Here is a 24,224-nt window from a genome sequence, read left to right as displayed (position 1 = left end):
AAAAACATGAAAAAACCAATTATTCAATTTGAAGATTTTAGTTTTCAATATCAGGCTCAGTCGGAGCCGACTTTGAAGCATATCAATTTGACCATTTATAAGGGGGAAAAGGTTCTGCTGATTGGGCCGTCTGGCTCTGGTAAGTCAACCCTGGGGCAGTGTCTCAACGGCATTATTCCCAATATTTACAAGGGTCAGGCCAGTGGACAACTCTTAATTAAGGAGCAGCCAGCTTTTGACACCAGCATTTATGACAAGTCAAATCTAGTCAGCACGGTCTTGCAGGACACGGATGGTCAGTTTATCGGGCTCAGCGTGGCAGAGGATTTGGCCTTTGCCTTGGAAAATGATATGGTGGACTTGCCCTTGATGCGGGAGAAAGTCCTGCGTTGGGCGAAGCAGCTGGACCTAGAGCAGCTTTTGGATCACCGTCCTCAAGACTTGTCTGGTGGGCAGAAACAGCGGGTCAGTCTGGCGGGTGTCTTGATCGATGAGAGTCCAATTTTGCTGTTTGATGAGCCTTTGGCCAATCTCGATCCCAAGTCTGGCCAGGATACGATTGATCTGATTGATCGGATTCATAGAGAAGCTGCGACCACGACCATCATCATCGAGCATCGCTTGGAAGATGTTCTTTATCGACCTGTTGATCGAGTTGTTCTTGTCAATGATGGGCAAATCCTCTTTAATGGCGCGCCAGATGATCTGCTCAAGACGAAGCTCTTAGCGGAAAATGGGATCCGAGAACCCCTCTATATCACAGCCTTGCGGCAGCTTGGTTTTGATGTGGCAAGCGAGACTCATCTGGCTGATTTAACCAAGCTGGAACTTACAGGACTTTCGCAGAATCTGACCAACCAAAAAGCAGAGCAGGATGGCTGTCGTCACGAAGCCCTTTTGGAACTTGAACATGTTTCCTTTGCCTATCAGAGCAATCAACCTATTTTGCGGGATATTAGTCTGAAGATTTTTAAGGGTGAGCGGATAGCCATCGTTGGGAAAAATGGAGCTGGCAAGTCTACTCTAGCCAAGGCTCTCTGTCGTTTTATTGATACAGAAGGGGAGTATCGTTGGCAGGGACAGGATATCAAGGGAGACTCTATCAAGGAGCGAGCGGAGCGGATTGGCTATGTCCTGCAAAATCCAAATCAGATGATTTCGACCACAATGATCTTTGATGAAGTGGCTCTGGGGCTGCGGTTGCGTGGTTTGGCAGATGCGGAAATTGAAGAAAGGGTTCATGCTGTTCTCAAAACTTGCGGTCTATATGAATTTCGCAGTTGGCCGATTTCAGCCCTGTCTTTTGGTCAGAAGAAGCGGGTGACCATTGCTTCTATCTTGGTACTAAATCCAGAGATTATTCTTTTGGATGAACCGACAGCTGGTCAGGATCAGCGCCATTATACAGAAATGATGGACTTTCTCGATGAGCTAAACCAGCAGGGACACACGATTATCATGATTACCCATGATATGCAGCTTATGTTGGATTATTCGGATCGGGCCATCGTGGTGGTGGACGGCCAGATTTTAGCAGACCAGTCGCCTGCTCAGGTTTTGTCCAATCATGAGTTGATTGCAGCGGCCAATTTAAAGGAAACTTCGATTTTTAGTCTAGCTGAGAAGCTGGGAGTGGATCCGCTAGCTCTGACTCAATTTTACATGCAAAAAAAGGAGGAAAGTCATGTTTAATCAACAGAAATTGATTGGCTACCATGCCGGAAAGACTTTTCTCCATGCTCTTTCTGGTGCTAGCAAACTAATCTTTTTTATCCTGGTTTCGGTGGCGGCCATGATGAGCTACGATACGCGTTTCCTCCTTCTTGTGGCCCTGCTTTCCCTGATGTTATTTCGAGTGTCTGAGATTCGGCTGAGGGATATTTCTTTCGTTTTGGCTTTTGCGGGAACCTTTGCAGCGCTGAATATTCTCATGGTCTATCTCTTTGCACCACAGTATGGGGTGGAGATTTATGGAGCCAAGAATTTGCTCTGGACAGGATGGGGAGCTTATAATCTCACGCTACAGGAGCTCTTTTATCTCTTGAATCTTTTACTTAAGTATTTCTCAACGATTCCCCTAGCGGTGATCTTTCTTATGACCACCCATCCCAGTCAATTTGCTTCTAGTCTGAACCAAATCGGCCTTTCTTATAAGATTGCTTATGCGGTCAGCCTGACCCTGCGTTATATTCCGGATTTGCAGGAAGAATTTTACCTCATCAAGATGTCTCAAGAGGCGCGTGGGCAAGAATTATCCCAAAAGGCTCCCCTCAGCAAGCGGGTCAAGGGCAATCTGCAAATCGTCATTCCCCTGATTTTCAGCTCGCTCGAGCGAATCAATACTATCGCGACGGCCATGGAGCTACGCCGCTTTGGAAAAAATAAAAAGCGGACATGGTACACCCAGCAAGCCTTCAGCAAACTAGACAAACTTGTAATCGTGGTGTCCGTCCTTCTACTAGCCCTCAGCCTTCTTCTTTTCGTTGTCAATCAAGGACGCTTTTATAATCCTTGGGCCTAGGCTAAAGGTGGAAAACAAGCCAGGTTTGGATTGAGAGGATCAATTGGTGCAAGAAAAAATAAATTTTAAATTTTATAAGGAATTAGTTTTTCCTGTTTTTTGTGGTCTAGGGGCTTTCGTTTTGCTCTTGGCTTTGTCACAGACAGATGAAGTCGGGGGGAGAATGGCCCTGATTTCAATCATCTTGCTAATAGGGATGAGTGGTCTCTTTACTTGCCTTGCTATAGTCAATAGAGAAAAGAGTTTGCGACGCTGTCAAGAACTTTATTCTCACTTTCCAGAGCTTGAAAAGGATTTTCAACTAATTTATAGCGACTCTCGTTATGCGCGTGAAAGCCTATCTCTCTATCTCTACAAGGATGTCATCATACGGGTTGATACTTATTTCCAATTTCTCATGCTTTCTGACTTAGCTGATGTGACCATTAAGATTGAGGAAGTGGAACAAACGAACCATCTAAAAATTCATTATCTTTATTTGTATTACAATCCAATGAGTTCTAACAAAGATATTCGTCTGGCTTTTGGGCCTTACACGGATCAAAAATATATTGACTTATTACAGTTTTTAGATGTGATAAATCAAGTTGCCCCTCGGATTCGAATCTATAATGAAGCTGTGGAAAAATAATATGGTTTAACAAACATAAAAAATCAGGCAAGGATTGCCTGATTTTTCTTTTTATAATGGTCTTTTATTTGGCATACCGGCCTTGCGGGGGTATTTGTTGGGAGTTTCTTTCTTCTTTTCAACCACTGTGATAAAGCGGGGATCGCCGTTTGGTAGGGCATAGCTGAGGTTGTCTTGGACCTTGCTAAAGAGTAGGTTCAAGGCATTTTTTGCTTCTTCCAGTTCCTCCGGAGCATTGGAAGCCTTGAGCGCTAGGAGCTTCCCGCCAACTTTTAGATAGGGAATGGTCAGTTCAGATAGGACCTGCATCCGAGCGACTGCACGGGCAGTCACTCGGTCAAATTGAGCTCGAAAAGCCTTGTCCTGAGCAAAGTCTTCTGCACGACCGTGGTAGAAATGAACCTTGTCCAACCCGAGCTCTTCAGCCAGCAGTTTGAGGAAGTTGATGCGTTTGTTAAGGGAGTCAATGATAGTCACATCCAGCTGGGGACAGATGATTTTCATAGGGAGGCTGGGAAAGCCTGCACCTGCTCCGATGTCCAGCAGCTTAAGCTCTTGATTGTCAATCAGACCTTGCAAAACGGGGGCAATTGAATCATAGAAGTGCTTGAGGTAAACCTCATTTTTCTCAGTGATAGCTGTCAGATTGATTTTTTCATTCCATTCGACCAGAAGTTCAAAATAACGCTCAAACTGGTCTTTCTGGCGGTCGGTCAGTTCAATTCCCTGCTGGCTTAGTAGCTGGTAAAATTCTTGCGGTGTCATAGTTTCATCCTTGTTTGTCAGTATTCATTCTATTATATCATAAAACGGGGTAAGGTGCTGCTGTCTATCAGCTTCTTGTGTCTCAAAGGATTAGATACTGACTTGTCTTGATTTCTAGAAAAGTGAAGAAGCTTTTTCTAGATTTCTGACTATTTTAGCGTTTGGATATTATTTAAGATAAACCTATTTTACTAGATGACATGTCAAGAAAGACAGGTTGAGCTTTTTTTGTTATAATAGGTGCAATCAAATCATAAGGAGTATCTTTATTATGTCCATGTTTTTAATTATTCTTGCCGTTGTGGCAGTTGTAGCTATTTTCGTGATTTCTGTTTACAATGGTCTTGTTAAAAGCCGTATGCAAACTCAAGAAGCTTGGAGTCAGATTGATGTCCAGCTCAAGCGCAGAAATGACCTGATTCCCAACCTTTTAGAGACGGTTAAAGGTTATGGGAAATATGAGAAATCAACCTTGGAAAATGTTACTCGATTGCGTAACCAAGTAGCTGCTGCCTCATCACCTGCTCAAGCTATGGAGGCTAGTGACGCTCTGACTCGTTCGATTTCTGGTATCTTTGCGGTTGCTGAAAATTACCCAGACCTTAAGGCAAATACAAACTACTTGAAACTTCAGGAAGAGTTGACAAATACAGAAAATAAGATTGCTTATTCTCGTCAGCTTTATAATTCAGTAACCAGCAACTACAATGTCAAAATGGAAACTTTCCCAAGCAATGTCATTGCAGGTATGTTTGGCTTCAAAGCAGCAGACTTCTTGAAGACACCAGAGGAAGAAAAGGCTGTTCCTAAAGTGGATTTTAGCGATTTGGGGTAGGTGGCTACTATGTTGTTTGACCAAATTGCCAGCAATAAAAGGCGTACTTGGGTTCTCCTCGTCGCCTTCTTTGCTCTTTTAGCTTTGATTGGAGCTGCTGTCGGCTATCTTTGGCTCGATTCTCCCTTTGGTGGGATGGCCATTGCTTTCATCATCGGTGGTATTTATGCTGTCAGTATGATTTTTCAGTCCACAGAGATTGTCATGTCGATGAACGGTGCAAGGGAAGTTTCCGAGCAGGAAGCGCCTGAACTCTACCATGTTGTGCAGGATATGGCCATGGTGGCTCAGATTCCTATGCCTCGGGTCTACATCATAGAAGATGCTTCACCCAATGCCTTTGCGACTGGCTCAAAGCCTGAGAATGCGGCTGTGGCTGCTACAACTGGATTGCTTGCCCTCATGAATCGTGAAGAGCTTGAAGGTGTAATGGGGCATGAAGTCAGTCACATTCGCAATTATGATATTCGCATTTCGACGATTGCAGTGGCGCTTACAAGTGCTGTCACAATGCTGTCTAGCATGGCTGGGCGCATGATGTGGTTTGGCGGTGGCAGCCGTCGACGAAACGATCGAGACAATGACAATGGCTTAGGAATTGTTTTGATGATAGTATCTCTGCTGGCTCTTTTCTTGGCGCCGCTTGCTGCAACATTGGTGCAGTTGGCCATTTCCCGTCAACGTGAGTATCTAGCAGACGCTTCAAGTGTTGAGCTGACCCGTAATCCTAAGGGCATGATCAATGCCCTGCTGAAGTTAGACAATAGCCAGCCCATGGAGCACCATGTAGATGATGCCAGTGCAGCTCTCTACATCAATGATCCGAAGAAAAAGGGTGGCTTGCAAAAGCTCTTTTATACTCACCCACCAATTTCTGATCGGGTAGAAAGATTGAAAAATATGTAAGAGAGTGGGACAGAAATCGGTCATTCGTTAGAATTCGATTTCGTCGTCCCACCTCCGCACAGTTGAGTAGGGCTGTAAAAGCTGATGAAATCAGCGTAGTAGAGCCCACTCAACCACTGCGTCTTGTTTGACAATCCAAAGACAATTGAGAGACTAGGACTTTTGTCCCAGCCTCTTTTTTGTATGAAATTGCGACGATTTTTACTCTAGTTATTTTTGAGGCTGAGCAGAAGGCAGACACCACCAAGCAGAGAGAAAACTAACCAAGCGCTTCCCATATTCCAAAGACCGAGACTAGTGAAAAGCATGCTTCCTAGCGGAATGGAAAAGGTAAAAAGCATAGTGAGAAAGTTGGAGGTTTGGGCTAATACTTCTGGAGGCAGTTTACTCAGCAGCATGCTGTTGATTTTAGGATTGATTTTTCCAGAGATGTACATGAGAAAGGTCAGAAAGAAAATTCCCAAGAGAGCAGGAGCTTGGAGTAAATTGCTGATACCTAAGAGGAGGAGAGCTAGCGAGCACCAAACGACGAGCCGCATCAGGGAGAGCTTAGAAAAATAATCATTTGAGAAGGCACTGGCAGAGATAATCCCAACCACTGTGCAGGACTCGATGACTAGCAGAGACTGGCTCAGATTTAGTCCCCAAAATGGGTGATCCAATAAATAGAGATTGTAGAGTCCCATGGTAGAGCCGGCCAATGCGTTTAAGAGGAGGACTTGAAGCAGCACTAGCAGGAAGTTTCCGATTTTTTCTTGTTCAAAAATCATTTGGACATTCTGGTAAAGGTCTTTCATCTGAGTCTTGAAAGGAAGTTTTTGCTCTGAAACAGCAGGGGCGTCATGGGTGAGTTTTTGGCGAATCAGATAGAGAGTGTTTGAGGAGAGTAGGAAGCAGAGGGCGTTGATGAGGGCGACCATAGCGAAATTCTGCTGGCTGATACTTAGTAACCAGACTCCTAGAGCTTGCCCAGCAAAATTTCCCAAAAAAGTGAGAAGTTGAGTGAAGGAGTAAGCTTCCATCAAATCTTTCTCTTCTATATTTTTCTGTAAGATAGGCATCTGTAGGCCACTGCGATAGTCGCTGATAATGTCAGAAAAGATATTGAGAAAGCAGACGGTAGCAAAGGCTAGGTAGGAGGCAGACTTGGTTAGGAGGGCGACTAAGATGAAGAGGAAGGCCTGCAAATAACCTAGATGAATAAGCCAGCGAGCCTTTCGATGGGTTTTGTCAGCTTTCATCCCGACAAAGACTGTGAAAAAGGTAGGAACAAGAACGATAAAATTAGCAATACCGACTGCAAACTTGGGCTGGGGCATGCTAGAAGCAAATACGATAAAAACGATATTATAGATAGAAGAGCCTAGGATATTAAAGATCCGTGACAGACTGATAAAGGCAAATAGTCGATTTCTTAAAGCAAGTTTCATAATAAATCTCCTTGGGGACGAATCAATTTCGGAATGTGAAGGAATTCCAACTCGCAATGCATTGGTAGTTATGATTATAGCAAAATGTGGCATGTCCGCAAGGCCTTTTCGCTGACTGGTAGAAGCGGACAAGCTAAGTGGTAGATTTCTAAAAGTGACTTGCAAAAGCTATAAGGTAGCCTATCAAAAGCTGATATATTCTTTTAGATTTTTTTTTATACATGAATGTGATATAATAGATAGGATATGACAAAAGAATTTCATCACATTACTGTACTTCTTCATGAAACGATTGACCAGCTTGATGTTCAGCCAGATGGTATCTATGTTGATGCGACCTTGGGTGGAGCTGGTCACAGCGAGTATCTTTTGAGTAAGCTGGGTGACAAGGGACATTTGTATGCCTTTGACCAAGATCAAACTGCGATTGACAATGCCAAAAAACGTCTGGCTCCCTATATTGAGCGAGGCATGGTGACCTTTATCAAGGATAATTTCCGCAATCTCAAGACTCGTTTGAATGAAGTAGGGGTCGAGAAGATTGATGGAATTTGTTACGACTTGGGCGTATCTAGTCCGCAGCTAGATGAGCGAGAGCGTGGTTTTTCTTATAAGCAGGACGCACCGTTGGATATGCGGATGAATCAAGAAGCTGCCTTGACAGCTTACCAAGTTGTGAATCAATATCCTTACAAGGACCTAGTCCGTATTTTTTTCAAATATGGCGAAGATAAGTTTTCTAAGCAGATTGCCCGTAAGATCGAGCAGGCGAGAGAAATCAAGCCCATCGAAACGACGACGGAGCTAGCTGAGATCATCAAATCAGCCAAACCTGCTAAAGAATTGAAGAAAAAAGGTCATCCAGCTAAGCAGATTTTTCAGGCTATTCGGATTGAAGTCAATGACGAGTTGGGAGCGGCCGATGAATCCATTCAGCAGGCCATTGACTTGTTGGCAGTGGGGGGGCGCATTTCAGTGATTACCTTTCATTCGCTGGAGGATCGTCTGACCAAGCAACTGTTTAAAGAAGCTTCAACCGTAGATGTTCCCAAAGGTCTGCCTTTCATTCCAGATGATTTGCAGCCCAAGCTGGAGTTAGTTTCACGCAAACCCATTTTACCAAGCAAAGAAGAATTAGAAGCCAATAATCGCGCCCATTCTGCGAAGTTGCGCGTGGCTAGGAAGGTGCATGAGTAAGTTTCATGGCAGAAAGAAAGCAACACCCTATTCAAAAACGGATTCGGAAATTTTCTCGAGTCGAAAAAGCCTTCTATGGCTCCATTATTTTAACAGCGATTATCCTTGCAGTTAGTATTGTGTTTATGCAGACCAAGCTGTTGCAGGTCAACCATGATTTGACTGAAGTTAATGCTCAGATTGAGTCAGAGCAGGCTAAATTGGATAATATTAAGCAAGAAGTGAATGAATTGACACGTTATGAAAGGCTGTCCCAGTTGGCCAGCTCTCAGGATATGAAACTCCAAAAGGGAAATCGTAAGACAGTGAGTACAACCAATGAGTAATAGATTTTTAAAAAATATTCAGCGATATGCTTTAAAAAATAGACAAAGCCCAGAATACAATCGACGAAAAGTTGGAAAAAGTATGAGTGCCTTGGCCGTCTTTCTTTTTTTCATTTTCTTGATTAATTTTGCGACCATTATCGGGACAGATCAGAAATTTGGTGTTAATTTGTCAAAAGGTGCTAAGCAAGTGCACCAAAAGACGGTCGTGGTCGCTGCCAAGCGAGGAACTATCTATGACCGCAACGGTGTCCCGATCGCTGAAGATGCAACGACTTATAACATTTATGCTGTTATTGATAAAAAATACAAATCCGCTGCTGGCAAGGTCCTCTATGTAGAGGAGTCCCAGTATGAAAAGGTTGCTGAGATTCTTAATCAACATCTAGGAATAGATAAGGACTATGTTAAGCAGCAACTTGCGCAAAAGGATTTAAAGCAAGTTTCTTTTGGTTCTCAAGGAAATGGGATTACCTATAGCACCATGAGCTCTATCCGGCAAGCGATGGAGAAGGAAAAGATAGAGGGGATTGATTTTACAACTAGCCCTAACCGCAGCTATAGTAACGGTATCTTTGCTTCGCAATTTATCGGTCAGGCTCAGATGCAAGAGGATAAAGAAGGTAATAAAACACTTGTGGGAACCTCAGGTATGGAGCAGTCGCTAGACCGTATCTTGGGCGGTCAGAATGGTCTGGTTACCTATGAAAAAGACAGCAAAGGGAACATCATCCCAGGTTCAGAGGAAGTTTCTGTTAAGACAGAAGACGGAAAAGATGTGTATACAACCCTCTCTGCTCAGCTGCAGACATACTTGGAAACGCGGATGGATGCCTTCCAAGAAACAGCTAAAGGAAAATTTGTCAGTGCGACTTTGGTCAGTGCCAAGACAGGCGAGATTCTAGCAACGACCCAGCGTCCGACTTATAATGCGGATACCAAAGAGGGCCTGAATGTAGATCATTTGAAAACTTGGAATAGCTTCCTTTACCAGACGCAGTATGAGCCTGGATCAACGATGAAAGTTATGACTCTAGCCTCAGCGATTGATAATGGATCCTTTAATCCAACCGGAACATTCGATAGCTCAGAATATAAGATTGCAGATGCTACCATCCGCGACTGGGATGTGAACATGGGGTTAGCAACAGGACAAGTCCTGACCTATGCTCAAGGCTTTATTTTCTCAAGTAACGTTGGTATGACACGCATTGAGCAGGATATGGGCAATGCCAAGTGGATCGATTATCTATCGAAGTTCAAATTTGGCTTACCGACTCGTTTTGGTATGGGCTATGAAGAATATGGTGCCTTGCCTACAGACAATGCTGTAACCATTGCTATGAGTTCCTTTGGACAAGGGATTGGGGTAACCCAAGTGCAGATGTTACGTGCCTTTTCAGCTGTGTCAAATGATGGTGTCATGTTAGAGCCGAAATTTATCTCTGCCATCTATGACTCAAAAACGGGTAGTGCCCGCAAATCCCAGCCAGAAATCGTTGGTCATCCAGTTTCAGGAAAAGCAGCGAAAACGACTCGGGACTATATGATTCAGGTTGGAACGGTCCCTTATTATGGAACACTGAATATCGGCGGAGAACCGGTTATCAAGGTTTCTGGGCAAGATGTGGCCGTGAAATCCGGAACAGCCCAAATTGCGACAGCTAAGGGCTATTTGGAAGGGGAGAATAATAACATTTACTCCGTAGTAGCCATGACGCCGGCAGAAAGTCCAGATTTCATTATGTATGTCACTGTTCAGCAGCCTGAAGTTAAATTCTCCCCTCTTTTCTGGCAGGAAGTTGTCAATCCAGTCTTGGAAGAAGCTGTGGCACTTAAAGATAGCTTGAATCTAACTGGCGATAGCCCTGCCTTGGAATTGGTTGAAAAAGAAACAACCTACAAAATGCCATCTATCGATGGTTTGACCAAGCAACTGAAGCTGAAAAATCAAATCAGCCCAGGAGGCTTGGCTGATGAACTCCGCCGCAATCTGGTACAGCCCGTCATTTTAGGAACAGGCAGTGAAATCAAGAAGATTTCTGTAAAAGAAGGGCAAGAACTGAAAGCTAATCAACAGATTTTGATTTTAAGTGATAACTTTGAAGATTTGCCAGATATGTATGGCTGGACCAAGGAAAATGTGGAGCAATTTGCTGAATGGCAAGGGCTGGAAGTCAATTTTAAAGGCAAAGGCTCAAAAGTTGTCAAACAGAAGGAAAAGGTCAATACAGACCTGAAAAAATTGAAAAAAATAACCGTTACATTGGGAGACTAGCATGTTAACAGCAATTATTGCAGGAATTCTGACCTTTATCCTAACACTTGTTGGGATTCCTGCCTTTATCCGTTTTTATCACAAGGCTCATATTTCAGGCCAGCAAATGCACGAGGATGTTAAGCAGCATCAGGCTAAGGCTGGAACGCCGACGATGGGGGGAACCGTCTTTCTGGTTGCTTCTGTTTTGGCTAGTTTTGTGACAGCTTTGCTTTCCCAACAACTATCCAACGGCTTGATTATGATTCTCTTTATCTTGGTTCTCTACGGAATCGTTGGCTTTTTGGATGATTTCCTCAAGGTTTTCCGTAAGATCAACGAAGGCCTGAATCCTAAACAGAAACTAGCTCTGCAGCTGGTAGGGGGAGTTATCTTTTACTTCTTCTACAATCAGCACGGGGCAGGTGACTCTCTCAATGTCTTTACGATTCCAGTGCAGCTAGGTTTCCTCTATATCTTCTTCGTCCTCTTTTGGCTGGTTGGTTTCTCCAACGCTGTCAATCTGACCGATGGAATTGATGGTTTGGCTAGTATCTCTGTTGCGATCAGTTTGGTGGCTTACGGAGTCATTGCTCTGGAGCAGAAGCGCTTTGACCTTCTGATTGTCATTATCAGCATGATTGGTGGCCTGCTAGGCTTCTTTGTCTTTAACCATAAGCCAGCTAAAATCTTTATGGGGGACGTGGGAAGTCTTGCCTTGGGTGGTATGCTCGCAGCCCTCTCCATTGCCTTGCACCAAGAGTGGACCTTGCTTCTCATCGGAATTGTCTACGTCTTTGAAACGACTTCTGTTATGATGCAGGTGACTTATTTTAAGTTGACGGGTGGCAAGCGAATTTTCCGTATGACGCCAGTCCATCACCACTTTGAATTGGGTGGTTTTTCTGGGCATGGTCAGCCTTGGAGCGAATGGAAGGTTGACTTCTTCTTCTGGGGAGTAGGTCTCTTAGCTAGCTTGCTGACTTTGGCCATTCTATATTTGTGATATGAAGGTGGGTATAAGCCCGCCTTTTCTTTTCCTGAGCTGAGCAGAAAAGATATTTTTTTGGTATAATGGATAAGATTAAGAGTAAACAGAGGAAAAAATGAAATTTACAGAATTTAACTTTAAAGATTATATTCAGGAAGCCCTCAAGGACCTGAACTTTATGGAGGCGACAGAGGTTCAAGAAAAGCTGATTCCGGTGGTGTTATCTGGCCGAGACTTGGTTGGAGAGTCCAAAACCGGATCAGGCAAGACCCACACTTTTTTGCTGCCTATCTTCCAAGAACTCGATGAGGAGGCTGACAGTGTCCAAGCGGTGATTACAGCACCCAGCCGAGAATTAGCAACCCAGATCTATCAGGCCGCCCGTCAGCTGGCTAGCTTTTCAGAGCAAGAGATTCGAGTGGCCAACTATGTCGGCGGAACTGACAAGGCTCGTCAGATTGGCAAGCTAGAGTCTAGCCAGCCCCATATCGTCATTGGAACACCAGGGCGGATTTATGACTTGGTTGAGTCAGGCGATTTGGCTATCCACAAGGCTCATACCTTTGTTGTGGACGAGGCTGACATGACGCTTGATATGGGCTTTTTGGAGACAGTCGACCGGATTGCGGCTCGCTTGCCCAAAGACCTGCAGTTTTTAGTTTTCTCGGCTACCATTCCACAGAAGCTCCAACCCTTCTTGAAAAAATACCTGTCTAATCCGGTCATGGAGCAGATTAAGACCAAGACGGTGATTGCCGATACCATTGATAACTGGCTCCTGTCAACCAAGGGGCAGGATAAGAATGCCCAGATTTATGAGATTAGTCAGCTCCTCCAGCCTTATCTGGCGATGATTTTTGTCAATACCAAGACTCGTGCGGATGAATTGCAGGCCTATCTGACTGCGCAGGGTCTAAAAGTAGCCAAGATTCATGGCGACATTCCACCACGGGAGCGCAAGCGCATCATGAATCAGGTCAAGAATCTGGATTTTGAATACATCGTGGCGACGGACTTGGCAGCGCGTGGAATTGATATTGAAGGTGTCAGTCATGTCATCAATGATGCTATTCCGCAGGATTTGTCTTTCTTTGTCCACCGAGTTGGTCGGACGGGACGAAATGGTCTTCCCGGCACAGCCATTACCCTTTATCAACCGAGTGACGATTCAGATATTCGAGAGTTGGAAAAGCTGGGTATCAAGTTTACTCCTAAGATGATCAAAAATGGTGAATTTCAAGATACCTACGACCGAGATCGCCGTGCTAATCGGGAAAAGACCAAGGAAAAGCTGGACACAGAAATGATTGGTCTGGTCAAGAAGAAAAAGAAAAAAATCAAACCAGGCTATAAGAAGAAAATTCAGTGGGCGGTTAATGAGAAGCGCCGCAAGACCAAGCGAGCTGAAAATCGTGCACGTGGTCGAGCAGAACGCAAGGCTAAGCGCCAGACATTCTAGCCATAAATTCTTTTTATGGCAGATATAGAAAGATTATATTTTAAAGACCAGTAAAACTATGATAGACTAGGATTACTGGTCTATTTTATTGTCATTTCCCACTTAGCTATTAAAGGTTTAAAGATTATCTATTCTTGATGCCAAATAGTTTGCATCTGGGTCAAATTATGATAGAATAATGCATTATCGAGAAAGAGAAGTAATTTAAATGTTTACAACTTATATCCTAGCTGCAAACTGGTATGAAGAGCTCTTGAAGCTCCTTCCAGACGGCAAATTATTTAGTTTACGTGCTGTTTTTGATGCCATTCCAGCGATCCTGAAAACCTTGCCTGTCACACTTTTGTTGACACTGGGTGGGGCATTTTTTGGCATCATCTTGGCCATGATTTTCGCAGTGGTCAAGATTAACCGCACGAGAATTCTGTATCCTATTCAGGCTCTCTTTGTGAGCTTCCTCCGTGGGACACCCCTTTTGGTTCAGCTCATGTTGACCTATTTTGGGATTCCGCTCCTGCTGAAAGCCATCAATCAAAAATATGGGACATCTTTTAATATCAATGCCATTCCTGCCTCAGTCTTTGCTATTATCGCCTTTGCTTTCAATGAAGCGGCTTATGCCAGCGAGACGATTCGGGCAGCCATTCTTTCAGTGGACGCGGGTGAGATTGAGGCGGCTCGCAGTCTGGGTATGACCAATCGCCAAGTCTATCTGCGGGTCATCATTCCAAATGCAGCAGTTGTGGCAACACCGACTCTGATCAACTCCCTCATCGGCTTGACAAAGGGAACATCTCTGGCCTTTAGTGCGGGCGTCGTAGAAGTCTTTGCCAAGGCTCAGGCTATCGGTGGCTCTGATTATCGTTATTTTGAGCGCTTTATTTCTGTTTCCATTATTTACTGGATTGTCAATATCGTGATTGAGCAAATCGGTCATGCGATTGAAAAAGCTATGGATATCAAGGCGCCAGCCAATCTGGAAAAAATGGAGCAAGCGCAAGGAGGTAGGATTTGATGATTAAAATTTCGCAGTTAAGTAAGGAATTTTCTGGCCAAAAGGTCTTGGATAACCTGAGTTTGGAAATTCAAAAAGGCGAAGTCATTGCTCTAATAGGCTCCTCAGGTGCTGGTAAATCAACCTTCCTGCGCAGCCTCAACTATCTGGAGCAGCCAGATAGCGGAAGGATTGAAATTGATAACTTCAAGGTGGATTTTTCAACTATTTCACCAGATGAGATTTTGACGCTACGTCGAAAATTGGCCATGGTTTTCCAACAGTTCAATTTATTTTCCCGTCGGACAGCTCTGGAAAATGTCAAGGAAGGTTTGCTGGTAGTTAAAAATTTGTCTGACCAAGAAGCGACCAAAATTGCCAAGGAAGAGTTGGCAAAGGTTGGCCTGTCTGATCGTGAGAATCATTATCCCAAGCATTTATCAGGCGGTCAAAAACAGCGGGTGGCTTTAGCGCGAGCCTTGGCCATGAAGCCAGATGTTCTCTTGCTAGATGAGCCGACCTCAGCCCTTGACCCAGAGCTAGTCGGTGAGGTAGAGAAATCCATTGCCGACGCTGCTAAAGCAGGACAAACTATGATTCTGGTCAGCCATGATATATCTTTTGTCTCTCAGGTAGCAGATCGGGTGCTTTTCTTGGATAAGGGGCATATTATCGAGTCAGGTAGTCCAGAGGAGATTATCAATCATCCCAAGGAAGCTAGAACTAAAGAATTCTTTGCTAGTTACAAACGGACTTATATTTGATATAATAGAGAAAGTGAAAGCTCAGTTGGCTAGACCAGCTGGGTTTGTTTTCGACTGAAACCTTTTTAAGGCAACTGATTATTGAGGAGCTGACATGTTAATTAAGATTTTTTCTCTCTATATCCAAAGTCTCATCTATACGACGATTCTGGTAGGACTTGCCGATGGTTTGTGGCTTTTATTGCAGCGGCTCGGTCGCAAGGATCGGACGCTTGCGGTAGGTCAAAGCCAAATTTACGATCTTCTTTTGATTACAATTATGACGATTCCAATTTTGTCTTTTGCGATTTTTGGCTTACTGGTTGTTCTCAAAGCTTAAATACTTGTAAAAGATTAGTTAGTTTGTTAGAATAACAGTAGTTACAACAAAGAGAAAGGAAAAAGATGATGTACGATACAATGATTATTGGAGCTGGTCCTGCGGGAATGACAGCAGCCCTCTATGCAGCTAGAAGTAATCTTAAAGTGGCCCTACTTGAACGCGGAATTTACGGCGGCCAGATGAATAATACTGCGGAGATTGAAAATTATCCCGGTTATGCTCGTATCAGTGGACCAGAGCTGGCTGAGAAAATGTTTGAACCCTTAGAAAATCTAGGTGTAGAGCATCTATTTGGTCAGGTTGAAAAGATTGAAGACCATGGCGACTTTAAGAAAATCATTACTGAGGATGAAGCCTTTGAAACCAAGACAGTGATTTTGGCTCCTGGCGCCAACCATCGTCATCTAGGAGTTCCTGGCGAGGAAGAATACAATAGCCGCGGCGTTTCCTACTGTGCGGTCTGCGATGGTGCTTTTTTCCGTGATGAGGATCTCTTAGTGGTCGGAGGCGGCGATTCTGCCGTTGAGGAAGCGATTTTCCTCACGCGCTTTGCAAAGTCTGTGACCATTGTTCACCGTCGTGACCAATTGCGGGCGCAAAAGCTCTTGCAGGAGCGGGCCTTTGCCAATGAAAAAATTAGTTTCATCTGGGATTCCGTTGTAAAAGAAATCAAAGGGGACGACCGTAGGGTAACCAGTGTGGTTTTTGAAAATGTAAAAACGGGGCAAAGCAGCGAGTCAGACTTTGGTGGCGTCTTTGTTTATGTCGGCCTAGATCCTGTTAGCGATTTTGTCAAAGATCTGGGTATTTGCGATGAAGCTGGTTGGGTTGTCACGGATCAACATATGAAAACGGCTATTGACGGCATTTATGCCATTGGTGATGTCCGTCAGAAAGATCTACGCCAAATTACCACAGCCGTTGGAGACGGAGCAGTAGCAGGCCAAGAAGTTTATAAATACATCACAGAGCATTAAAGAGGAAGAGATGGGAATAAGAGCAAAAAATGATTCATTTTTGGTCTTTCCCAGCTCTTTTTTATTTTTGTTTACGAATTACATAATAGAAAGAATAGGTTTCAAATCAGTTTTGTATTAAACGATACAAATTTGTTACCAATTTGTAATAATTGTCCTATTATGCTACAATAAAGGTGTGCAACTCTAAAAAGGATGGAGAAAGCGTATGAAAACAAAAGGATTAGTTTATCTAGCTAGTACAGCTATTTTATTAGCAGCCAGTGCTAATAGCGTTTTTGCTGACGAAACAAATCAAGCAGCAAATGATAGGCAGCAAACGGAGCCTTCAGTTGCTGTGACTAATCGAGATGCTTCTAAACAGTCTGAACCAGCTAGCAAGCCTTCAGAAGTAGATTCTGAGACAAAGAAAGATAGTAGTACATATGAAGCATCTTTAGGTAAAGATGAAAAAGTCGCTTCAAGTTTCTCTGAAAAGGATAGTAACTCGTCGCTTGAACAGCCTAAGAACGATTTGGCACCAGTCCCTTCTGAAAACATTTCTTCAGGGAGGGCTTCATTTAGATCTGTGACAGCTGCTTCTGATAAGCCACAAGAAGTAGAAACAAGGGCAGAATCTGAGCCAAAAGCGAGAGTTTCTCGGGCAGTTGATGACAAGCCTCAAGGCACTATCAATATTACAAATGTGGATCCAAATGCTGGTACTTTCGATGTGCATGTAACCAATATCTCATCCCCTAAGCCTATTAAAAAAGTCGCCCTACCAACTTGGTCTAGCGTGAATGGTCAGGATGATATTATCTGGTACGATGCTAAACGACAAGTGGATGGCACCTATAAAATTAGCGTTACAGCTCGTGACCACAAGTATTCTACAGGTGAGTATAATGTTCATCTCTATTATCTCTTGGAAGATAATCAGTTGGTCGGTGTAGGCGGTACAAAAACAACTGTTACCATTGGCAAACCACAAGGAAAAATTGATATTGTCAATAATAATCCAGACACAGGCAGTTTCGATGTTGTTGTCTCAGGAGTTTCTAATCCTTATGGTGTGAAAAAGGTTGTTGTTCCTGTTTGGTCTAGTGTCAATGGTCAAGATGATCTAGTCTGGTATGAGGCGCAGCGCCAGACCAATGGCAACTACACTGTCACAGTCAAAGCTTCCCACCACAAGAACTCTCTAGGTGAGTACAATATCCACCTCTATTATGTTCAGGATAATGGCCAGTTGGTCGGTGTAGGTGGTACAACGACTAGAGTTTCTAAGGCTCAGCCTAAAGGAACGCTGAAAATTGAAAACAATAATCCAGATACAGGTAGTTTCGATGTTGTTGTTTCTGGTGTTTCCAGTCCTTATGGCGTCAAGGAAGTCAAGTTACCGACCTGGTCCAGTGATAAAGGTCAAGATGACCTGATCTGGTACACAGCAGTCAAGCAGGCGGATGGTACCTATCGGGCAACCGTCAAAGCAGTAAATCATAAGAAATCAACAGGCGAATACAATGTCCATCTCTACTATATTCAAGATGACGGTCAGCTGGTTGGTGTAGGTGGCACTCGAACAACAGTTAGCTTATCTCAACCTAAAGGAACTTTGAGAATTGAAAACAACGATCCAGCTACAGGTAGCTTTGATGTCGTTGTCTCTAACGTTTCCAATCCTTTTGGTGTTAAGGAAGTCAAGCTGCCGACTTGGTCTAACGATAAAGGTCAAGATGATCTAGTCTGGCATACAGCAATCAAACAGTCTGATGGTACTTATCGAGCTCGCATTCAGGCTCGCGATCACAAATATTCTTTGGGAGACTACACTGTTCACCTTTACTATATCCAAGATGACGGCCAACTAGTTGGTGTAGCAGGCACTCAGTTCAGTTTAGCAGCTAAGCCTAAAGGAAGCTTGAAAATTGAAAACAATAATCCGGATACGGGCAGCTTCGATGTTGTTGTGTCTGATGTTGTCAGTCCTTTTGGTGTCAAGAGCGTGCATCTGCCGATTTGGTCTAGTGATAAAGGCCAAGATGATATTGTTTGGTATACAGCCACCAAGCAGTCCGATGGCACATACAGGGCTAGCATTCAAGCCCGCAACCATAAGATGTCCACAGGTGAGTATCATATCCACCTCTACTACCTTCAAGATAATGGCCAGATGATTGGGGTTAGTGGCACAACAACTACTGTTTCTGTCGCTAAACCAAAAGGAACTCTCACGATTGCCAATAATAATTCAACAACAGGTAGTTTTGATGTTGTCGTGAGCGGAGTGAGCAGTCCAGAGGGAGTTCGTGAAGTGCTTCTGCCAACTTGGTCTAGCACTAATGGTCAAGATGATATTATCTGGTATCGAGCTGCCAAGCAGGCTGATGGTAGCTACAAGATGAATATTAAGGCGAGCGACCATAAATATTCTACAGGTGAGTACAATGTCCACCTCTATTATGTAGGGAATAATGGCCAGTTGGTCGGAGTTGGAGGAACCAAGACGACCGTATCTCTAGGAACCCCGAAAGGTAAGCTGACTATCCAGAATAATAATCAACAGACAGGCACCTTTGAAGTGGTGGTTTCTGAAGTCGAGAATGCTTATGGTGTCAAGGAAGTCAAATTGCCAACTTGGTCAAGTGCTAATGGTCAGGACGACATTATTTGGTACACAGCAGTCAAGCAAACCAATGGTACTTACAAGGCACAGGTCAATCTACGTGACCACAAGTATTCTACAGGCGAATACAATATCCACCTCTACTATGTTCAGAATGATGGCCGTATGGTCGGGGTCGGAGGCACGAAGACAACAGCGAATGTAGCTTCAGAGCACATTAAGCCAACGGGTCAAATCACCATTAAAAATAATAATCCTCGATTAGGCACATTCGAAGTTGTAGTAACCAATGTTTATAGTCCAAAAGGAGTCCAGGAAGTCAAATTGCCAACTTGGTCAAGTGTCAATGGTCAGGATGACATTGTTTGGTATCGGGCTCAAAAGCAAGCCGATGGTAGTTATAAGGCTTTAGTACGCACCTCTAGCCATAAATATTCTACTGGGGAATACAATATTCACCTCTATTATGTTCAAAATGATGGTAGTTTGGTAGGCGTTGGTGGAACGACTACAACAGTCAGCAGAGGAGTTTATGATACGCCATATTATTCACAACGTGATCCTAGATGGGCTGGTTTATATTATGGAAAATATAATTTAGCAGCTACTGGCTGTGTTCCTACCACATTAGCAATGACTATTTCTGGTATTACAGGTCAAACGGTTTTACCAACAACCGTAGCGGACTTCCTTTATCATCATACGGACTCCTTTAACAAAAATGGTCTATTTGGAACGTCAAGTAAGGGGATTGTCCAAGGGGCACAGAACTGGGGACTGACCACAGATGTCTTGCATTCATCAGCAGCGCTTAAAGAAGCTTTGGCAGCAGGTCATCATGTCATGGCGGCTGTTGGTAATAGCGTCTTTGCTAGCTATCCTGTTACCCATGAGATAGTCTTAAGAGGCTATCAAAATGGCCAAACCCAGGTCTATGATCCTTATAATGCTAATAATAACGGTTGGTACTCAGTGGATTATATCTTTGGTTCAAAGAGCGGAGCGCCTGAAGATAATACAGAAGGCTCACCATTTATCTCTGTGAGAGCTTAGATTGTAGCTGGTCACAAAATACTTTATATGGGGCTCTAGCACATGTTCGTATGCTAACAGTATCTACATTCAGGAGGTTGGGACAAAAGAGTCCCAGCCTCTTTTTTATGGCTAGATTGTAAATATCATGCAAGAAAAAAATCACAGAGCCTCAACTCGTGTAAACTGTCAGTCACTAGACAATCAGCTTCACTTGGAGATTCTATGAGTTTTTATCGTCTTATCATATTGGGAGAGTTTTGCATATTCATTTTGAATGCTGTCAAAAGCGTCAGTTGTAACTTATGTCCTAACGAATGCCATTCCAAGCCACACTTCCCCAATAATATTTCCATCTTGTTTTTTCAAGGTATTTTTTGAATGCGATCAATTCATCGGACTTATTCTTCAGCACCTCGTCACATACAAAAGGATACAACTTAAATGCTAAATAACTAATTTGGTCCCCTTTCTGTAGCCCTTTGGCACTACTTAAGAGCTCTTCCCGTAACTTTGAGCTAATGATGATACTATCGTTATTATAGATCCTGTCAATCTGTTGGTAGTATTCATCTCTCTTCTTGTGATTTTTAGTAAATATCATAACCACAATCTCCTCACAACTTTAAATATATAATTGGCCGGGTAAAAACAAGAAAACTAGGAAGTGGAGCTCACAATCCTTGGATTGCATCATCCCAAAGTGGATCACCTAATCATAGTATTGTCCTAGTAGCTTTATAGAGTTTTCTGCTCTTCATAAGGCAGGGGTAAACATTTGATTTTATGTCATTATAGCAAATATCTCTTTGCATATCAATTTTAAATGTATAATCGCCATCAAAATTTTGACAATAGAAGTAATAGACCTATAGTGTTTAAGGAACATAATCTACCAGCCATTCGCTGCTATCAAAAGCTGGTATAAACGAAGGAAAAATCATTTTTAGACCTGCAAAAAGACGTTAAAAAATTGATCTGGATGGAGTGGATTGCGGATTGAGGACAGTGCTTCGGTCAATGGCTTTCACCTTTTTATCTAAGTGCGATTTCCTGCTTCTGCAATTTGCATTTTAAAAAATTCTCGTTTAGTGGTATAATAAGGATAATATCTTAGAGAAAAGAGTTCATTTATGACAAATTATGCCGTTATTTTGGCTGCGGGTAAGGGTACTCGCATGAAGTCAGATTTACCAAAGGTCTTGCACAAGGTGGCAGGAATTTCCATGCTAGAGCACGTTTTCCGTAGTGTCAGTGCGATTGACCCTGAGAAGACTGTTACTGTTATCGGGCACAAGGCGGAGCTGGTCGAGCAAGTCTTGGCAGGTCAGACAGAGTTTGTCCGTCAGACCGAGCAGCTGGGAACGGGCCATGCGGTCATGATGGCTGAGTCTGTTTTGGAAAATCTAACTGGTCAAACATTAGTTATTGCTGGCGACACTCCTCTGATTACGGGAGAAAGCCTGAAAAACCTGATTGATTTTCATATCAATCACAAGAATGTTGCGACAATCCTGACAGCAGAAGCGGACAATCCTTTTGGTTATGGCCGGATCGTGCGCAATCAGCACGGAGAAGTCATCAAAATCGTTGAGCAAAAAGATGCTTCTGACTTTGAGCAGCAAATCAAGGAAATCAATACAGGAACCTATGTCTTTGACAATGCCCGTCTCTTTGAGGCCCTCAAAAATATCAATACCAACAATGCGCAGGGAGAATACTATATCACAGATGTGATTGGAATTTTCCGTGAAAATGGGGAAAAAGTCGGTGCTTATACGCTGAAAGACTTTGACGAAAGTCTCGGTGTCAACGACCGCGTGGCTTTGGCGACAGCTGAAAGCGTTATGCGCCGTCGGATTAACCAGCAGCACATGATTAACGGTGTCAGCTTTGTCAATCCAGATGCGACCTATATCGATATTGATGTAGAAATCGCACCTGAAGTCCAAATCGAAGCCAATGTGATTCTGAAAGGTCAAACCAAGATTGGGGCAGAGACGATTCTGACCAATGGTACCTACATCGTGGACTCTGTCATTGGAGAACGGACTGTCATTACCAACTCTATGATTGAAGAGTCTAGTGTGGCAGATGGAGTGACGGTCGGGCCTTACGCTCACATTCGTCCAGGTTCTAGTCTGGCCAAGGATGTCCATGTCGGAAACTTTGTAGAAGTTAAAGGATCGTCAATTGGAGAAAATACAAAGGCTGGTCATTTGACCTACATTGGTAACTCTGAAGTCGGTGCTAATGTCAACTTTGGTGCGGGAACGATTACGGTCAATTATGATGGCCAGAAGAAGTACAAGACTATCATTGGTAACAATGTCTTTGTTGGTTCTAACTCGACCATTATTGCTCCAGTTGAGCTGGGTGACAACTCACTGGTCGGTGCGGGTTCTACCATCACGAAGGACGTGCCAGCAGATGCTATTGCTCTGGGACGTGGCCGTCAGATTAACAAGGAAGATTATGCTAAGCGTCTTCCTCATCACCCTCAAAATAAGTAGGTTCAGCCATGGAATTTGAAGAAAAAACCGTCCAACGGACAGAGATTTATCAGGGACCGATTTTTAAAGTGGTTCAGGACCAGGTAGAGCTACCAGAAGGCAAAGGACAAGCCCAACGGGATTTGATTTTTCATAATGGCGCGGTGGCTGTGATTGCTATCACTCCGGAAAATAAGATGATTTTAGTCAAGCAGTACCGTAAGGCGATTGAAACGACTTCATACGAGATTCCAGCTGGGAAGTTGGAGCTAGGAGAGAATGCAGATCCGCAAGCGGCTGCCCTCCGAGAATTAGAAGAAGAGACGGGCTACACTGGCCAGTTGGAGCTGGTTTATGATTTTTACTCTGCCATCGGTTTTTGCAATGAAAAAATCAAGCTCTACAGCGCCAGCCATTTAACAAAGGTCGAAAACCCTCGTCCTCAAGACGAGGATGAAACATTAGAACTTTTTGAAGTCAGTCTGGAGGAGGCACATCAGTTGCTGAAAAGCGGTGATATCTGCGATGCCAAGACCATCATGGCCCTTCAGTACTGGCAACAAAAAAATCTGAATAAATAGGAACGTAGATCAATGGGAAAAGCTTTATTAACAGATGAAATCATTGAGCGGGCCAATCGTGGAGAACATATTGATGGTCCCTTGCTGATGGACGATGAAGAAACTAAGGTCATTTCTATTGCTAGAAAAGGAACTTTCGGTTATGCTGCTCCACGGCAAGCTGTCAATCAGGATACTCTACAGATTGAAGTTGAACCGACAGTTATCAAAAGTCGTCGAATCGAAAATCAAAAACGAAGTATTTTTCAGGCTAAGTTAAACAAAATCCTGTTCTGGATTGTGCTTCTTTTGATTGGATTAATTGCGGCTATTATTTGGCTATGATAAAGAAGGGGAGTGACGGAAACGAGAAAATGAAACTCTGCTTCCTCTCCCTCTTTTTAATGTAAAAAAGGAAAGAATGAATCATGAAAATCGGAATTATCGCGGCTATGCCTGAGGAATTGAAGCTGCTGGTAGAGCATCTGGAGATGGCTGAGAAACACCAGCGCCTAGGGAATGTTTATTATACTGGTCGGATTGGCCATCATGAGGTTGTCTTGGTGGAAAGTGGAATCGGCAAAGTCATGTCAGCCATGAGTGTGGCTGTTTTAGCCAATGATTTTGAGGTGACGGCGGTCATCAATACGGGTTCCGCTGGAGCAGTGGCTTCGAGCTTGGAAATCGGAGATGTAGTAGTGGCAGATCGTTTGGTCTACCATGATGTGGATGTGACAGCTTTCGGCTATGACTACGGTCAAATGGCACGGCAACCCCTCTACTATGAAGCCAGTCGCTACTTGGTTGAGGAGATGAAAGCAGTGCTGGAAAAGGCCCAGCAGACGAGCCGAGTTGGCTTGATTGCGACGGGAGATAGTTTTATCGCTGGACAGGATAAGATTGACCAAATTAAGGAGCATTTTCCTGATGTTTTGGCAGTAGAGATGGAGGGAGCAGCCATTGCTCAAGCCGCGCATTCTCTTGGCTTGCCTTTTATGGTCATCCGCGCAATGAGCGATACAGCCAGCCATGATGCCAATATCACTTTTGATGAATTTATCCTAGAAGCAGGTAAGCGCTCAGCTGAAACCCTGATTCAATTATTGAATAACTTAGACTAAAAAAGACTTCAGAATGAACAATCATTCTGAAGTCTT

Annotated in this window: 21 protein-coding genes and 2 pseudogenes; 20 read left to right on the top strand and 3 right to left on the bottom strand. The window is 43.6% G+C overall.

Annotation, left to right across the window (positions count from 1 at the left end; all coding sequences use genetic code 11):
* Nucleotides 1-6: 6 nt before the first annotated feature.
* The 4 genes and pseudogenes from FZ954_RS12170 to FZ954_RS05745 all read left to right on the top strand — a co-directional run.
* Nucleotides 7-861: pseudogene (locus FZ954_RS12170) on the top strand (DUF3744 domain-containing protein); the annotation flags it as partial.
* 27 nt (nt 862-888) lie between these two features.
* A pseudogene (locus FZ954_RS12165) lies at nt 889-1,692 on the top strand (energy-coupling factor ABC transporter ATP-binding protein); the annotation flags it as partial.
* Nucleotides 1,685-2,521, top strand: coding sequence for an energy-coupling factor transporter transmembrane protein EcfT (locus FZ954_RS05750; RefSeq protein ID WP_148877696.1), 837 nt, complete (start codon nt 1,685-1,687; stop codon nt 2,519-2,521). The pseudogene FZ954_RS12165 and the gene FZ954_RS05750, both read left to right, overlap by 8 nt.
* A 163-nt stretch (nt 2,522-2,684) precedes the next feature.
* Nucleotides 2,685-3,152, top strand: coding sequence for a hypothetical protein (locus FZ954_RS05745; protein WP_262366229.1), 468 nt, complete (start codon nt 2,685-2,687; stop codon nt 3,150-3,152).
* Nucleotides 3,153-3,203: 51 nt separating this feature from the next.
* On the opposite strand, the gene rsmG is transcribed toward FZ954_RS05745, so the two are convergent.
* A complete protein-coding gene (rsmG, locus tag FZ954_RS05740; RefSeq protein WP_125390300.1) occupies nt 3,204-3,917 on the bottom strand; it encodes a 16S rRNA (guanine(527)-N(7))-methyltransferase RsmG in 714 nt (237 codons plus the stop codon).
* A 277-nt stretch (nt 3,918-4,194) separates the two neighbouring features.
* Between rsmG and FZ954_RS05735 the strand changes: the two genes are divergently transcribed.
* Both FZ954_RS05735 and htpX read left to right on the top strand, forming a co-directional pair.
* Nucleotides 4,195-4,752, top strand: a complete 558-nt coding sequence (locus tag FZ954_RS05735; RefSeq protein ID WP_148877883.1) for a LemA family protein — start codon at nt 4,195-4,197, stop codon at nt 4,750-4,752.
* Nucleotides 4,753-4,761: 9 nt separating this feature from the next.
* Nucleotides 4,762-5,658, top strand: a complete 897-nt coding sequence (gene htpX / locus FZ954_RS05730) for a zinc metalloprotease HtpX (RefSeq protein ID WP_148877694.1) — start codon at nt 4,762-4,764, stop codon at nt 5,656-5,658.
* Nucleotides 5,659-5,864: 206 nt separating this feature from the next.
* Here the strand turns inward: htpX and FZ954_RS05720 are convergent, their stop codons facing one another.
* Entirely contained in the window at nt 5,865-7,088 is a 1,224-nt protein-coding gene (locus FZ954_RS05720) for an MFS transporter (protein ID WP_148877693.1), read from the bottom strand.
* A gap of 246 nt (nt 7,089-7,334) precedes the next feature.
* Between FZ954_RS05720 and rsmH the strand changes: the two genes are divergently transcribed.
* The 10 genes from rsmH (at nt 7,335) to FZ954_RS05670 (ending at nt 20,036) form a co-directional block, all read left to right on the top strand.
* Nucleotides 7,335-8,285, top strand: a complete 951-nt coding sequence (gene rsmH, locus FZ954_RS05715) for a 16S rRNA (cytosine(1402)-N(4))-methyltransferase RsmH (RefSeq protein ID WP_148877692.1) — start codon at nt 7,335-7,337, stop codon at nt 8,283-8,285.
* A gap of 5 nt (nt 8,286-8,290) precedes the next feature.
* Entirely contained in the window at nt 8,291-8,611 is a 321-nt protein-coding gene (gene ftsL / locus FZ954_RS05710; protein WP_148877691.1) for a cell division protein FtsL, read from the top strand.
* On the top strand, nt 8,604-10,889 hold the full coding sequence (pbp2X, locus tag FZ954_RS05705) for a penicillin-binding protein PBP2X (RefSeq protein WP_148877690.1): 2,286 nt from the start codon (nt 8,604-8,606) through the stop codon (nt 10,887-10,889). Before ftsL ends, pbp2X begins: the two co-directional genes overlap by 8 nt.
* 1 nt (nt 10,890) lies before the next feature.
* Nucleotides 10,891-11,874: a phospho-N-acetylmuramoyl-pentapeptide-transferase gene (gene mraY, locus FZ954_RS05700; protein WP_048764978.1), complete on the top strand. Its 984-nt coding sequence runs from the start codon at nt 10,891-10,893 to the stop codon at nt 11,872-11,874.
* Between the two features lie 100 nt (nt 11,875-11,974).
* Nucleotides 11,975-13,318, top strand: a complete 1,344-nt coding sequence (locus FZ954_RS05695; RefSeq protein WP_148877689.1) for a DEAD/DEAH box helicase — start codon at nt 11,975-11,977, stop codon at nt 13,316-13,318.
* Between the two features lie 208 nt (nt 13,319-13,526).
* Entirely contained in the window at nt 13,527-14,333 is an 807-nt protein-coding gene (locus FZ954_RS05690; protein WP_148877688.1) for an amino acid ABC transporter permease, read from the top strand.
* Nucleotides 14,333-15,076 carry an amino acid ABC transporter ATP-binding protein gene (locus FZ954_RS05685; protein ID WP_015605309.1) on the top strand — a complete coding sequence of 248 codons (744 nt, stop codon included), beginning with the start codon at nt 14,333-14,335 and terminating at the stop codon, nt 15,074-15,076. The genes FZ954_RS05690 and FZ954_RS05685 overlap by 1 nt, the downstream gene beginning before the upstream one ends.
* Nucleotides 15,077-15,170: 94 nt before the next feature.
* Nucleotides 15,171-15,395: a DUF4059 family protein gene (locus tag FZ954_RS05680; protein WP_045500825.1), complete on the top strand. Its 225-nt coding sequence runs from the start codon at nt 15,171-15,173 to the stop codon at nt 15,393-15,395.
* Nucleotides 15,396-15,463: 68 nt separating this feature from the next.
* On the top strand, nt 15,464-16,375 hold the full coding sequence (gene trxB / locus FZ954_RS05675) for a thioredoxin-disulfide reductase (RefSeq protein ID WP_148877882.1): 912 nt from the start codon (nt 15,464-15,466) through the stop codon (nt 16,373-16,375).
* A gap of 208 nt (nt 16,376-16,583) precedes the next feature.
* Nucleotides 16,584-20,036, top strand: coding sequence for a GBS Bsp-like repeat-containing protein (locus FZ954_RS05670; RefSeq protein ID WP_148877687.1), 3,453 nt, complete (start codon nt 16,584-16,586; stop codon nt 20,034-20,036).
* A gap of 289 nt (nt 20,037-20,325) precedes the next feature.
* On the opposite strand, the gene FZ954_RS05665 is transcribed toward FZ954_RS05670, so the two are convergent.
* On the bottom strand, nt 20,326-20,619 hold the full coding sequence (locus FZ954_RS05665; RefSeq protein WP_148877686.1) for a bacteriocin immunity protein: 294 nt from the start codon (nt 20,617-20,619) through the stop codon (nt 20,326-20,328).
* Nucleotides 20,620-21,148: 529 nt separating this feature from the next.
* Here FZ954_RS05665 and glmU point away from each other — a divergent pair.
* From glmU to FZ954_RS05645, 4 genes are all read left to right on the top strand, one after another.
* On the top strand, nt 21,149-22,528 hold the full coding sequence (glmU, locus tag FZ954_RS05660) for a bifunctional UDP-N-acetylglucosamine diphosphorylase/glucosamine-1-phosphate N-acetyltransferase GlmU (protein ID WP_148877685.1): 1,380 nt from the start codon (nt 21,149-21,151) through the stop codon (nt 22,526-22,528).
* 8 nt (nt 22,529-22,536) lie between these two features.
* Nucleotides 22,537-23,088 (top strand): NUDIX hydrolase, encoded by a 552-nt coding sequence (locus FZ954_RS05655; protein WP_148877684.1) that lies wholly within the window; start codon nt 22,537-22,539, stop codon nt 23,086-23,088.
* 12 nt (nt 23,089-23,100) lie between these two features.
* Nucleotides 23,101-23,412, top strand: coding sequence for a cell wall synthase accessory phosphoprotein MacP (macP, locus tag FZ954_RS05650; RefSeq protein ID WP_045500835.1), 312 nt, complete (start codon nt 23,101-23,103; stop codon nt 23,410-23,412).
* Between the two features lie 83 nt (nt 23,413-23,495).
* The gene (locus tag FZ954_RS05645; protein ID WP_148877683.1) at nt 23,496-24,188 is read left to right on the top strand and encodes a 5'-methylthioadenosine/adenosylhomocysteine nucleosidase; all 693 of its coding nucleotides are present in this window, start codon (nt 23,496-23,498) and stop codon (nt 24,186-24,188) included.
* Nucleotides 24,189-24,224: the final 36 nt, after the last annotated feature.

Source organism: Streptococcus sp. Marseille-P7375 (assembly GCF_902460365.1).
Taxonomy (GTDB): Bacteria; Bacillota; Bacilli; order Lactobacillales; family Streptococcaceae; genus Streptococcus; species Streptococcus cristatus_I.
Note: the sequence above shows the minus strand (reverse complement) of the source record. Positions and strands in the feature narration are given on the sequence as shown.